This is a genomic window from Bradyrhizobium oropedii (assembly GCF_020889685.1).
GTDB classification, from domain to species: Bacteria; Pseudomonadota; Alphaproteobacteria; order Rhizobiales; family Xanthobacteraceae; genus Bradyrhizobium; species Bradyrhizobium oropedii.
The window spans coordinates 1-12,995 of sequence record NZ_JACMYO010000108.1; the positions used below are offsets into that span (position 1 = coordinate 1).

The 12,995-nt window shown below is 64.4% G+C and carries 9 protein-coding genes and 2 pseudogenes; 8 read left to right on the forward strand and 3 right to left on the reverse strand.

The features are described 5' to 3' along the window. The coding region (locus H8A95_RS26615) for an EAL domain-containing response regulator (protein ID WP_229185901.1) at window positions 1-927 on the reverse strand (927 nt) is incomplete at its 3' end. 412 nt (window positions 928-1,339) lie between these two features. Next, window positions 1,340-1,564, reverse strand: a pseudogene (locus H8A95_RS26620) (MFS transporter); the annotation flags it as partial. A gap of 167 nt (window positions 1,565-1,731) precedes the next feature. On the opposite strand from H8A95_RS26620, the pseudogene H8A95_RS26625 reads away from it, so the two are divergent. The 4 genes and pseudogenes from H8A95_RS26625 (at window position 1,732) to H8A95_RS26640 (ending at window position 6,309) form a co-directional block, all read left to right on the forward strand. After that, window positions 1,732-2,678: pseudogene (locus H8A95_RS26625) on the forward strand (TAXI family TRAP transporter solute-binding subunit). A 222-nt stretch (window positions 2,679-2,900) separates the two neighbouring features. Then, complete coding sequence (locus H8A95_RS26630; protein ID WP_229185902.1) at window positions 2,901-5,009, forward strand: TRAP transporter permease; 2,109 nt, start codon at window positions 2,901-2,903, stop codon at window positions 5,007-5,009. Beyond that, complete coding sequence (locus H8A95_RS26635; protein WP_229185903.1) at window positions 4,970-5,383, forward strand: DUF1850 domain-containing protein; 414 nt, start codon at window positions 4,970-4,972, stop codon at window positions 5,381-5,383. The genes H8A95_RS26630 and H8A95_RS26635 overlap by 40 nt, the downstream gene beginning before the upstream one ends. Before the next feature lie 119 nt (window positions 5,384-5,502). Further along, window positions 5,503-6,309, forward strand: a complete 807-nt coding sequence (locus tag H8A95_RS26640) for an SDR family NAD(P)-dependent oxidoreductase (RefSeq protein WP_229185904.1) — start codon at window positions 5,503-5,505, stop codon at window positions 6,307-6,309. 199 nt (window positions 6,310-6,508) lie between these two features. On the opposite strand, the gene H8A95_RS26645 is transcribed toward H8A95_RS26640, so the two are convergent. Continuing rightward, complete coding sequence (locus H8A95_RS26645) at window positions 6,509-8,053, reverse strand: cation:proton antiporter (RefSeq protein WP_229185905.1); 1,545 nt, start codon at window positions 8,051-8,053, stop codon at window positions 6,509-6,511. A gap of 171 nt (window positions 8,054-8,224) precedes the next feature. On the opposite strand from H8A95_RS26645, the gene H8A95_RS26650 reads away from it, so the two are divergent. The 4 genes from H8A95_RS26650 (at window position 8,225) to H8A95_RS26665 (ending at window position 12,891) form a co-directional block, all read left to right on the forward strand. After that, window positions 8,225-9,019, forward strand: coding sequence for a hypothetical protein (locus H8A95_RS26650; RefSeq protein ID WP_229185906.1), 795 nt, complete (start codon window positions 8,225-8,227; stop codon window positions 9,017-9,019). 198 nt (window positions 9,020-9,217) lie between these two features. Next, window positions 9,218-11,125 (forward strand): propionyl-CoA synthetase, encoded by a 1,908-nt coding sequence (locus H8A95_RS26655; RefSeq protein ID WP_229185907.1) that lies wholly within the window; start codon window positions 9,218-9,220, stop codon window positions 11,123-11,125. Between the two features lie 279 nt (window positions 11,126-11,404). Further along, window positions 11,405-11,671, forward strand: coding sequence for a hypothetical protein (locus tag H8A95_RS26660; protein WP_163159707.1), 267 nt, complete (start codon window positions 11,405-11,407; stop codon window positions 11,669-11,671). Window positions 11,672-11,814: 143 nt separating this feature from the next. Further along, window positions 11,815-12,891: an acyltransferase family protein gene (locus H8A95_RS26665; RefSeq protein WP_229185908.1), complete on the forward strand. Its 1,077-nt coding sequence runs from the start codon at window positions 11,815-11,817 to the stop codon at window positions 12,889-12,891. Window positions 12,892-12,995 lie beyond the last annotated feature (104 nt).

Genomic DNA, 12,995 nt, shown 5'->3' on the forward strand with positions numbered 1-12,995 from the left:
CAAGGACGGCCAGTTCGCGCCGACATTGTCGATCGAGATGCCGATATTGTGCAGGCGAACGCGCCGGGCGACATCGATCGCCAGGTCCAGATTATCGATCACCTCGGTGCTGTCGATCTCGATCAGCAGGCCGGCGAAGGCTGCATGATCCGGAATCCGGTAACAGAGCTCGTGCACCGCATCATCATCGGCAAGAAACGAGATCGGCAGGTTGATCGAGAGATTGACCGGTCCGATCTGCTCGAGGAGATAGCGCCAATCCTCGATCGCGCGCTCGATCACGAACTCCGATAGCGCATGAAAATGCGGATCGCCTTCATCGGGGATGAAGTAGGCCGGCGGCACCACCCCCCATGCCGGATGGCGCATCCGGATCAGCGCTTCGGCGCCGCTCGGAACCAGCGTCCGGAGATGAATTTTCTGCTGATACCATAGCTCGAGCCAGCCGGCCTTCAGCGCTTCGGGCACGTCCACCGCCGGACTCGGCGCGGGTTCGAGCGGAAGCAATGACGCAAGACTGTCACGCAGCGTTCCGGCGCTGAACGGCGTGGACAGGGCCGGCAGCATGGCGATGCCGTATTCATCGCCGATCTGCCGGACGGCCTTGACGATGATCGAGTCCGGTTGCCCGATGACGAGGACCTTGCCGGCATAGTCCTTTCTCACCAAAGTCTCGAGAATTTTACTGACTTCGATGCCGTCCACGGACACGCCGAGCACCAGAAGATCGGGCCGTTCCGCGTCCAGCACGGTGTCGAGTTCCAATGCCTGGCCGCATTCACTGGTGATGAAGCCGAGGTCTTCCAGCGCCTCCGCGAGGAAGGTCCGAAGGTGCTTTTTGCTGTCCGCAATGCATGCGCGCGGGGTCAGCTTGCGATGTCCGAACCATCCGGCTCGTGCCTGTGTGATGTGGCTGATGTGATTCATGCCCCGCCTTATCCGTAATTACCCCGGCTTGACTCGTACATCCAAGAGCCGCGGCAATCATGGAAATTTCTGGCTCATACATTGATTGCCTCGCTAACCTTAAAGGAATCAATTCGAATCAAATGATGCAGGAATCGCTGCGTCTCACCGCCTTTGCACGTGCAACAAATGCGTCATCTGACGTTCATGAGCGCGATCGCGCCCGACTTCGGAGGTCGGCAGAAACCTTGCGCGCGTGTTTCATCGAGAGACGGCGTTAATGACTGTGTTGTCGTGTCGATGCAGACGCAAAATTGCACCGTTGTCGGACATCGGATCGCGTCACGCGAGCGATGCGCTGAGTCGTCGACGGCGAATCGCGGATCATCGGTTCTGTGATGCCAATGCTGTTGTGTGTGACGTCACCGATGCCACGCGTCGCGTCTCCGGCATCAACGCGCAGGAGCCGCGCGACCTGGTGATCGATGGCTGCGGCCGTGATCGACATCGCCGAGCCGATCGAGGCCTCGTCCCACTTCCGTTCGGTCAGGAGGCAGATCGCAAGATAGGGCCCAAGCCCGTCCCGCACGTCCGCGAGGAAGAAGTTCAACGCATCAAGCGCGCTTGACTGCCGTCGTTTCGGACGGCTGCAAGTCATACCTCGCGCGGGATTGCGCATCTCGGCCCGCTCGCATGCGCAGAGTTCCCGCGCTGGTAAGGTGATGCTGCTGTTCGGGATTTTAGCCCGGCATGCGTCATTTGGATGGGTTGACCCGGCGGGGCGTGCGGCCAATTTCCGGCCCGGCTTAGGGGAGAATAATGCTCATGAATTCCAGGTTGATGGCTGCCGCGATCGCGGCAGCCAGTGTTTTGGCCGCGCCCGTCGCACAGGCCCAGCAGTTCATTAACGTGCTCACCGGCGGCACCTCGGGCGTCTACTATCCGCTCGGCGTCGCGATCGGGAAGATCTACGGCGACAAGATCCCTGACGTGAAGACCCAGGTGCAGGCGACCAAGGCCTCGGTCGAGAATCTGGTGCTGCTGCAGCAGGGCCGCGGCGAGATCGCCTTCACGCTCGGCGATTCGCTGAAGGCCGCCTGGGAAGGCGACGCCGAGGCCGGCTTCAAGAACAAGCTCGACAAGCTGCGCACCATCGGCGCGATCTATCCGAATTACATCCAGATCGTCGCGACCGCCGAAAGCGGCATCAAGACGCTGGCCGATCTCAAGGGCAAGAGCCTGTCGGTCGCGCGCCGAAGTCCGGCACCGAGCTCAACTCGCGCGCGATCCTCGCCGCCGCCGGCATGAGCTACAAGGATCTCGGCAAGGTCGAGTATCTGCCGTTCGCCGAATCGGTCGACCTGATGAAGAACCGCCAGCTCAGCGCCACGCTGCAATCCGCCGGCCTCGGCGTTGCCTCGCTGAAGGACCTCTCGACCTCGAGCGAGATCACCGTGGTCGCCGTGCCGAAGGAGACGGTCGACAAGATCGGTCCGCCCTTCGTCTCCGTGATCATCCCGGCCAACACCTATACCGGCCAGGACAAGGATGTGCCGACCGCTGCGGTGGTGAACTACCTCGTCACCTCGAGCGCGGTGTCGGACGATCTCGCCTACCAGATGACCAAGCTGGTCTACGAATCGCTGCCGGAGCTCGCCAATGCCCATGCCGCGGGCAAGGAGATCAAGCTCGCGGCCGCCGCGACCGGCAGCCCGGTGCCGCTGCATCCCGGCGCGATCCGCTATTACAAGGAAAAGGGCCTGATCAAGTAGGAGACGGCCAAGTCAACCATCGTCATTGCGAGGAGCGAAGCGACGAAGCAATCCATCTCTCAACGAGCCGAGGGATGGATTGCTTCGCGGAGCCTGTCATCCGGCGGCGCTTCGCGCCGACCGGGTGGCTCGCAATGACGGCGGTGGTTTTGCCCAGCGTGGCTTTCGGAAGAATGGCTAGGTGGCTATAAGCGCCGCGGGCACGGCGGGGGACTTCATTCAATGCAGCAGCAGGTTGCGGGCGAACAGCCCGTCAAGGTTGAATTCGACAATTTCGAGCATGGCTTTCCGGAAGGTTTTGGCCCCGGCGCCTGGGGACATCTGGCCTATGCCATCGGTCTCGCCTTCGCAGTGTTCCAGCTCTATGTCGCAGCCTTCAACTATCTGCCGAGCCAGGTGGTGCGCGGCGTCCATGTCGGCTTCCTGATCCTCTTGACCTTCGGCCTGATCGGCAATTTCACCGCGAAAACCGATTTCGGCCGTGCGGTGAGCTGGATCGTCGGTGCCGCCGGCTTCCTCTGTGGGCTCTACCAGTGGATCTTCTATGCCGATTTGATCGCCCGCGACGGCGATCCGACCAACATGGACCTCGCGGTCGGCACGCTGCTTGCGGTCCTGATCTTCGAGGGCACGCGGCGGCTGATGGGGGCGGCGCTGCCGCTGATGTGCGGCGCCTGCCTGCTCTACTGGTTCTTCGGGCAGCATTTGCCGTCGCCGTTCAATCATCGCGGCTATGATTACGACCAGATCGTCACCCATCTCTCGTTCGGCACCGAAGGCTTCTACGGCGTGCCGATCTACGTCTCGGCGACCTACATCTTCCTGTTCATCCTGTTCGGCTCGTTCCTCGAGCGCGCCGGCATGATCCAGCTCTTCACCGACGTCTCGCTCGGCCTGTTCGGGCGCACCCGCGGCGGCCCGGCCAAGGTCGCGGTATTCGCCTCCGGCATGATGGGCACAATCTCGGGCTCCGGTGTCGCCAACGTCGTGACCGTCGGCCAGTTCACGATTCCCTTGATGATCAAGTTCGGCTACCGCCGCGCCTTCGCCGCGGGCGTCGAGGCCACCGCCTCGATGGGCGGCCAGATCATGCCGCCGGTGATGGGCGCGGTCGCCTTCATCATGGCGGAGACGCTCGGCGTACCCTATTCGGAGATCGTCAAGGCCGCGGTGATTCCGGCGATCCTGTATTTCGCCTCGGCGTTCTGGATGGTGCATCTGGAGGCCGGCAAGCATGGCCTCGTCGGCATGAAGCGCTCGGAGATCCCGAGCGCCTGGAAGGCGCTGGTGGCGCGCTGGTATCTGGTGTTGCCGCTCGCGGCTTTGGTCTACATGCTGTTCGAGGGCTTCACGCCGCTCTATGCCGGCAGCATGGGGCTCGCACTGACGGTCGCGCTGATCCTCGGCGCCAGTATCACGCTCGGCTTCTCCAACACGATCGTGCGCTACATCTTCTGGATCGGGCTTGCGCTGGTGGTTGCCGCGGTGTCACGCCACGGGCTCGAGATCGTTCCGGTCGCCTGCGTCGTCGCGGGGCTGATCGTGATCGCGGCGATCACGCGCGGTGGCCGCGCCACGCTGAGGGCCTGCCGTGACTCGCTCGCCGACAGCGCCAAGTCGGCGCTGACTGTCGGCATGGCCTGCGCCATCGTCGGCACCATCATCGGCATGATGACGCAGACCGGCGTCGGCACCATCTTCGGCAGCTGGATCATCGGGCTCGGCGCCAAGAGCCTGTTCCTGGCGCTGATCATGACGATGCTGCTGTCGATCCTGCTCGGCACCGGCATCCCGACCATTCCGACCTACATCATCACCGCGGCGCTGGCGGCCCCCGCGCTCGCCAAGCTCGGCGTGCCGCTGATCGCAAGCCACATGTTTGCGTTCTACTACGGCATCATGGCCGACCTCTCGCCGCCGGTCGCGCTCGCAGCATTGGCGGCGGCGCCGATCGCCAAGGAGAACCCGGACAAGATCGGCTGGGAGGCGATGCGGATCGCGCTCGCCGGCTACGTCATCCCCTTCATCTTCGTCTATTCGCCGGCGTTGATGCTGCAGGCCGGCGATCCGATGCAGGCGCAACTCGGCTTCTACGGCGCGGTGGCGCTCGCGACCTTCAAGGCGCTGGTGGCGATCGCCCTGTTCGGCATCGTCGCGATCGGCTTCCTGTTCACGCGGCTGACCTTGATCGAGATCGTGGTCGCCTTCGGCGCCGCGCTCTGCCTGCTCGGCGATTTCCAGTTCTCGGATACGGCGGGATTCACGCTCGCGGCCGCTGTCGTGCTTTGGCAATGGCGGCAGCGTCCGCGCAACGCGGTGGCGGCGGCTTGAGCCTCTGCCTTGCATCCGCGGGTGTCGTGAAGACGCTGTCGATCGCAGCCTTCACGCTCGCCTGGACGCATTCGATCGAGAAGACCGCCTGGCAGGAAGACTGGCTGGTCACGCCGGCCGGCCTGACGCTGCAGCAGGCGCGCATCAAGGGCACTGGCGCCGGCATGGAGCCGCCGCCGGAAGCGCGCCTCGTTGGCGGCTGGTTTCAATGGTCGCCGACGCCGGTGCCAAGGCCCGAGGTCGTGCTCGGCAATTCCGGCGCGGCGGGTGAATGGCACCTGTGCCACGCGGGAAGCTGCCAGACGCTATCGGAGATTTTCGGACCTCCGATCGGTGCTAATGTCACGACGATGAGTGTTTGCGAGGATCCGTAGCTCCATAGCCCGGATGGAGCGCCAGCGTAATCCGGGGCCAGTGTTCCCGGATTGCGCTTCGCTTCATCCGGGCTACGGACTACGTCAGGCTGCAAGAACAACAAACGGGAGAACAGGCGATGGATCGGCTCAAGGGCAAGGTTGCGATGGTGGTCGGCGCGGGCTCGATCGGGCCCGGCTGGGGCAATGGCAAGGCGACCGCCGTGACCTTCGCGCGCGAGGGCGCCAGCGTGTTCTGCGTCGATCGCAACGGCGCGGCGGCTGAGGAGACGGTCAAGATCATCACCGAGGAGGGCGGCAAGGCGGCCGCATTCACTGCCGATGTCTCGCGCGCCAGCGAGGTCGAGGCGATGGTCGCGGCCTGCCTGAAGGCCTATGGCCGTATCGACGTGCTCGACAACAATGTCGGCATCGCTGAGGTCGGCAGCGTGGTGGAAGTGGCGGAAGCCGACTGGGACCGCGTCTTCGCGGTCAACCTCAAGAGCGCCTATCTCTCGATGAAGCACGTCATTCCGGTCATGATCAAGCAGGGCGGCGGTTCGATCATCAACATCTCCTCGATCGCCTCGATCCGCCATGTCGGCATTTCCTATGTCAGCTACAATGCCAGCAAGGCGGCGATGAACCAGATGACGCGCTCGACCGCGGTCGAGTTCGCTTCGAAGCATGTGCGCGTCAACGCGATCCTGCCCGGGTTGATGAAGACGCCGATGGTGGCGCATTCGGCGGGGCTGGCGCAGAGCTACGCCAAGGGCGATGTCGAAGCGATGTGGCGCGCCCGCGACGCGCAGGTGCCGATGGGGCATATGGGCGACGCCTGGGACGTCGCCAATGCCGCGCTGTTCCTCGCCTCGGACGAATCGAAATATGTCACCGGCATCGAGCTCGTGGTTGACGGCGGCATCACCTCCAAGTCGGGTAGCTGAAGCGCTGCTGCCTGTGGAATGTGAATCGAGAGACCCAACGCACACCGCGGTCGTTCCTGTGCAGGGGCGACGTCGAACATGTGGCGCGGCCCAACGCCGCACTCCGTCATTGCGAGGAGCATAGCGACGAAGCAATCCATGGTCTCGCATGCGCGGAAGGATGGATTGCTTCGCTGCGCTCGCAATGACGGCGCGCTGACTACGCCTCGACGCTGAGCTCGGCGCGGTCGAGCTCTTCCTCGACCAGATGGAATGCGTCGTCGCCGATGGTCTCGGTGCGACGTAGATTGAGCAGCGCCTGACGCGCAGCCGCGATGGCGCGGCGGCGTATCGGATCCGACGGCAGCTCGCGTGAGGTCAGGCCGCCATCCGGGTCGTTCTCGGCGCGCAGCAGCACGGCACGGTATTCGAGCCGGAGGATCTCGGCTTCCTCCGATGGGTCGGCGTCGATCTCCTCGAGCGCTGCGCGAAAGACCACGCCGCGGGCATGGGCCGCCTCGCGCCCGACCGGATCGTCGTCATCGAAATTCAACGCCAGGATCAGCGGCCGCAATGTCAGCCCCTGGATCACGAGCGAACCCAGCACCACGGCAAACGCGGTCAGCAGGATCAGGTCGCGATATGGAAAATACTCAGGCAGCGCAAACGCGGCCGCAAGCGTAACGATGCCGCGCATGCCGCACCACGACACGATGAAGCCGCGCTTCAAGGTCGGCACGGCCTCCACCACATGGGTGGGCAGCCAATTGCGCGCCTTCAGCGTGCGCAGCAGGGCGCCGTAGGGCATCACCCAGAGGATGCGGGCAAGGATCACGACGGCGAGGATCGCGGCGGCAAAGCTGCAATATTTCCAGCGCACCTCGTCGTCGAGCTCGGACCAGATCGGGCGCAATTGCAGGCCGATCAGCATGAAGGCGAGCACGTTGAGGACCAACACGACGGTTTCCCACACCGCATAGGACGACACGCGCAGCCGCGCCGAGGTGCGGGCCGGCGCGGTGCGGGCGATGGTGATCGCATAGGCGATGATGGTCAGGATGCCGGACAGCCCGAGGTGCTCGGCGACGATCCACACCATGAAGGTGCCGCCGAATTGCGTGATGATCGCGCTCGGCGCCTCGGTGATGCGGCGGGTGATCATCATCCAGACCCGTGCGAACAGGTAGCCGGCGGCGAGGCTGCCGACCAGCGCGACCGTGATCGACGGCACGAACTCGCGGATCTTCATGTGCTCGGCGGCGACGAGGCCGACCGCGACGCGATAGATCAACAGCGAAGTGGCATCGTTGAGCAGGCTTTCGCCTTCGAGGATCTTCTGGATCCGGTACGGCAGGTTGACCTGGCGCAGGATCGCGGTGGCGGCGGCCGCGTCGGGCGGGGCCACGATGGCACCGAGCGCGATCGCGACCGGCCAAGGCATGTCGGGGCGCAGCCAGTGCGCGACCACGGCGACCGCGGCCGTCGTGACGCCGACCGCGACCACCACCAGCGTCGAGACCGGCAGCCAGTTGTTGCGGAGGTCGCGCAGCGAGGTGTCGTAGGCGGCATCGAGCAGCACTGGTGCCACGAACAGCGCCAGCGCCAGTTTCGGTTCCAGTGCCCAGGTCGGGGCCCACGGCAGCAGGGTCAGCAGCACGCCGCCGAGCGCAAGGAAGGTCGGGTAGGGCACCTTGATCCGCCGCGCCAGCGCCGACAGCGCCACCGCTGCGAGCAACAGGCCGATGATCCATTCGAAAGTGAGCAAGGCGAACCCCCAAAAGTGCGGCTACAAGTGCGGCCCCAAGTGCAGTCCCAAGTGCAGCCGATCGTCGCAATTGACGTATAATCCAGCGTGTGGTTTTGCGGCAAATGGCACTGCCGGAAATCCGAGCCGGCGGTTCTGGCGCAGGAGAGGGATGTCTTGTCGGTGAATGGAATGCGACGCAACTGTGCCAATCTGACCTTCAATCCAGCCTTCAATCTGATCCCGGCATTGCTGTGCGTTTGCCTGTCGGTCGCACTGCCATCAGGCCGTGCGCATGCGGCGAGCAGCGAGCCTGGCAAGGACGTGCAGGCCGATGCCGGGCCCTGCATGGCCGCGGCGGCGGCAGCCGACGACGACAAGACCATCGAGATCTGCGGCGCGCTGATCGACAATGAGAAGGCGGCGAGGCCGGATCGCATCAAGGCCCTGACGGCGCGGGCGGGCGCATATGACCGCAAACAGATGATCGACCGCGCGATCGCCGACTACGACACCGTGCTCAAGCTCGATCCGTCGCTTGCCGATGTACACAATACGCGCGGCGAGCTGTGGCGCCGCAAGGGCGACCGGCCGAAGGCGATCATGGATTTCGGCACCGCCGTCAAGCTCAACCCCGATCACGCCGCCGCCAAGGCCAACTACAAATCGCTGTCGCTGGAACTGGAGCGGATCGGCGCCTTGATGGCGGTCGCCGGCAAGCCGAGCTTCGATTGCCGCAAGGCGCGCCGGCCGGTGGAGAAGGCGATCTGCGCCGATCCCGCGCTTGCCGATCTCGATCGCGAGATCGGCGCATCGACCTTTCGAACCGTCCGCGAGGCAAAGGACCCGCGCCAGGCGCGCGAGCTCCAGCATGCGCAGGATGACTTCATCGCCCGCCGCAATGCCGAATTCGGCAAGCCGGGTTACGACCTGCAAAAGGCGATGCGCGAGCGGCTGCAGCGGATCAACGGGGCCGACGGCTACTAGACTTCGTTTCGATTGAATCGGAACGAAGCCCTAGATTCTTGTTTTGACGCGTTTTCTTCACGCGAACCGGTGCCCGCTTCGCTCGAAAACGCTATGGGGCGACCCGGCCGAAGGTCGCGGTCATTTCGGCTTGAAACGTGGCCGCTTCCCGTGACAATGGTCGGCAAATGACGCGCGACCGCGCGAGGGAGAAACGCGATGAACATCCAGCAGGGCCGGTATCATGAGGTGCATGCCCGCTCGCTTCGAGACCCCGAGGGTTTTTGGGCGGAAGCGGCGCGCGAGATCGACTGGATCGAGCCGGCCAAGAAGATTTACGATCCTGCGACGGGCGCCTATGGACGCTGGTTCGCCGGTGCCGTGGTCAACACCTGCTACAACGCGCTCGATCGCCATGTCGCCGGCGGCCGCGCCGACCAGGTCGCGCTGATCCACGATTCCCCGCTCGGCAACACGACCACCAAATTCACCTATTCCGAGCTGCTGAAGGAAGTGCAGGCGCTCGCCGCGATCATGCAGGATTTCGGCGTCACCAAGGGCGATCGCGTCATCCTCTATATGCCGATGGTGCCCGAAGCCGTGGTCGCGATGCTCGCCTGCGCGCGGATCGGCGCGGTGCACAGCGTGGTGTTCGGCGGCTTCGCGGCCAAGGAGCTCGCGACCCGCATCGACGACGCCAAGCCGAAGCTGATCTTCTCGGCGAGCTGCGGCCTCGAGCCCGGGCGCATCGTGCAGTACAAGCCGCTGCTCGATGAGGCGATCCGCCTCGCCGGCACCAAGCCCGAGACCTGCATCATCCTGCAGCGGCCGCAGCAGGCTTGCGAGCTCACCGCGGGCCGCGATCACGACTGGGCGACCCTGCGCCGCGCCGCGCTCGACGCCGGCAAGGCCGCGCCTTGCGTGCCTGTGCTCGCGACCGATCCGCTCTACATCCTCTACACTTCGGGCACGACCGGAATCCCGAAGGGCGTGGTGCGCGACAATGGCGGGCATCTCGTCGCACTGAAATGGTCGATGGAAAATCTCTATGGCGTGAAGCCCGGCGAGATCTGGTGGTGCGGCTCAGACATCGGCTGGGTGGTCGGCCACTCCTACATCGTCTATGGCCCGCTGATCCATGGCGCGACCACGATCATGTATGAGGGCAAGCCGGTCGGCACGCCCGATGCCGGCGCGTTCTGGCGCGTGATCTCGGAGCACAAGGCGGTCGCCTTCTTCACCGCGCCGACCGCGTTCCGCGCCATCAAGAAGGAAGACCCGGAAGGCAAGCTGCTTCGGAGTTACGACCTCTCGCGCTTCCGCACCCTGTTTCTCGCCGGCGAGCGCGCCGATCCGCCGACGGTGGAGTGGGCCGAGCAGCAGCTCAAGGTGCCGGTCATCGATCACTGGTGGCAGACCGAGACCGGCTGGTGCATCGCCGGCAATCCGGTGGGCTTGGGCATGCTGCCGGTCAAGCACGGTTCGCCGACGGTGCCGATGCCAGGTTATCAGGTCGACATCGTCGACGAGGCGGCCAAGCCGGTCCCCGCGGGCACCATGGGCTCGATCGTGATCAAGCTGCCGATGCCGCCGGCCTGCCTGCCGACGCTGTGGCAGCAGGACGATCGCTTCCGCGACGCATATCTCTCGGAATTCCCCGGCTACTACAAGACCTCGGACGCCGGCTACAAGGATGAGGACGGCTATGTCTGGGTGATGGGTCGCACCGACGACATCATCAATGTCGCCGGCCACCGGCTCTCCACCGGCGGCATGGAGGAGATCCTGGCCTCGCATCCCGACGTTGCCGAATGCGCCGTGCTCGGCGTCAAGGATGCGATCAAGGGTGAGGTGCCCTGCGGCTTCCTGGTGCTGAAGGCCGGCGTCACCAAGGCGCCCGATCAGGTCGAGAAGGAGGTCGTGGCGCTGGTGCGCGAGAAGCTCGGGCCGGTCGCCGCGTTCAAGCTCGCGATCACGGTGGCGCGGCTGCCGAAGACCCGCTCGGGCAAGATCCTGCGCGGCACCATCAAGAAGATCGCCGACGGCGAGCCCTGGACCATGCCGGCGACGATCGAGGACCCGAAAGTGCTCGACGAAATCGGCGAGGCGCTGAAGGGGAAGGCGTAGCTCTTGTCGCCCCGCCTGCGGGGAGAGGCCGGATCGCATGGTAATGCGATCCGGGTGAGGGGGAGTCTCCGCACACACGCTGCATTCATTTTGTGGAGGCGGCCCCTCACCCCAACCCTCTCCCCGCAAGGGCGGGGCGAGGGAGCGCTGGCACTTCCCGCGCCTGAGGTCGCCACGCGCGGAACAAGACCTGCGCATTCGGAAGCAAAATGGCCTTGATTTTGATGGATTACCGGGGCATCCCGGCCTTCCAACAGGCCACGAGATACGGACCCACGGATGCGATCCATTTCCGCACGCGCGCCCCTTGCATTGCTGCTTGCACTGCCGCTCCTGGCCGGCTGCCTCGAACGCGGGCGGTCACCGATCGCCGAGAGCATGGGCGATGACAATCAGTATTGTCAGGCCAGGGCTGCGGTCGGCTCGCCGGAATATGTCGCCTGCCGCAAGGATCGCGACGTTCAGCGCCAGAATGCCGAAGTCCGCTCCGACCGCCGGCAGCGCGATCTCGGCGAATACATGATGAACCATCCGGACGTGCACTAGGCGCCGTGGTTATTGCCCGGCCGATAGGGTATGCGTGACCGCCGCCGAGCCCAATTCCTGCAAGGTATCGGCTCGCCGCATACGAAAATGAGCCCCTGTTTTGGATGAGACCTGATCCTGTGCTTGTGGAAGGCGAGCTCGCGTTGAAACGTGACAGGATCGGAGAGCTCGACGGGCTGCGCGCGATCGCGCTGTTGATCGTCGTCATCTGGCACTATTTCGGCACGCCGGACGGTCCGCAGGCCTGGCCGTGGAAGCTGCTGCATGTCGGCCGCTTCGGCGTCGATCTCTTCTTCATTCTGTCCGGCTATCTCATCACGGATATCCTTCTGCGACACCGCGCGGCCGAGCGATATTACTCGGCCTTCTACGGCAGGCGTGCGTTTCGCATCTGGCCGCTCTACTATTTGATGTGCGGTGTCGCTCTGATCGGCTGGTATTTTTCGCTAAGCCCGCACTTGTTCGATACCAGGGGCGTTCCCGGCTGGCTGTATCTCTTCGGCTTGCAGAATTTCGGAATGGCGAAGGCCCAGACCGATGGCGCGTACTGGCTGGCCGTCACCTGGTCGCTCGCGATCGAAGAGCAATTCTATCTGCTGTTTCCGCTGCTGGTCCGGAACATTCCGCCCGAGCGGCTGTTCGCGATCCTGCTCGTGCCAATCCTGATCTGCCCGATCGGGCGCCTGATCGATAGCCCGCTGCCGGACCCTTACGGCTGGTATGTGCTCCCGCAATTCAGGTTCGATTCGCTGGCGATCGGCGCGCTGATCGCCTGGTGGCGTCTCTATCGCAAGCCGGATGCCGAGGTCTCCAGACGCGTCGCCGACATCCTGAAATGGTCTAGTCTTTCGCTTCCCCTGCTGTGGCTGTTCGGGTGGAAGCGCTGGTCGGTGGCGTTGTCACACACCCAGGTCGAGATCTTCTTCGGCTCGCTGCTGTTCGTCGTTCTGGAAAATCGCGGCTCGCCAAAACTCGCGCTGCTGCGCAGCTCGGTCGCGAGCTTCTTCGCCAAGACGTCCTACGCGGCGTATCTCACCCACCATGTCATCGCGTACCTGCTGTTTGCCGTGCTCCATCAACCGAGAACGGTCGGGAGCCTCGCCGGCATCTCGCTGACGTTCGGCGCGCTCGCGTTGACGTTCGGGCTGTGCGCCCTGAGCTATCGATATTTCGAACGTCCCCTGCTCGACTTCGCCCACCGGCGCTTCACGTTCGGGTAAGCGAAAGCCGCTACCGGCGCGCCGCCCGCGGGATCAGGCCTACCCGTGCTCCCAAACAAAAACGCGGCGGGTTGTCCCGCCGCGTTCTGTATTCCGGTCTTCGC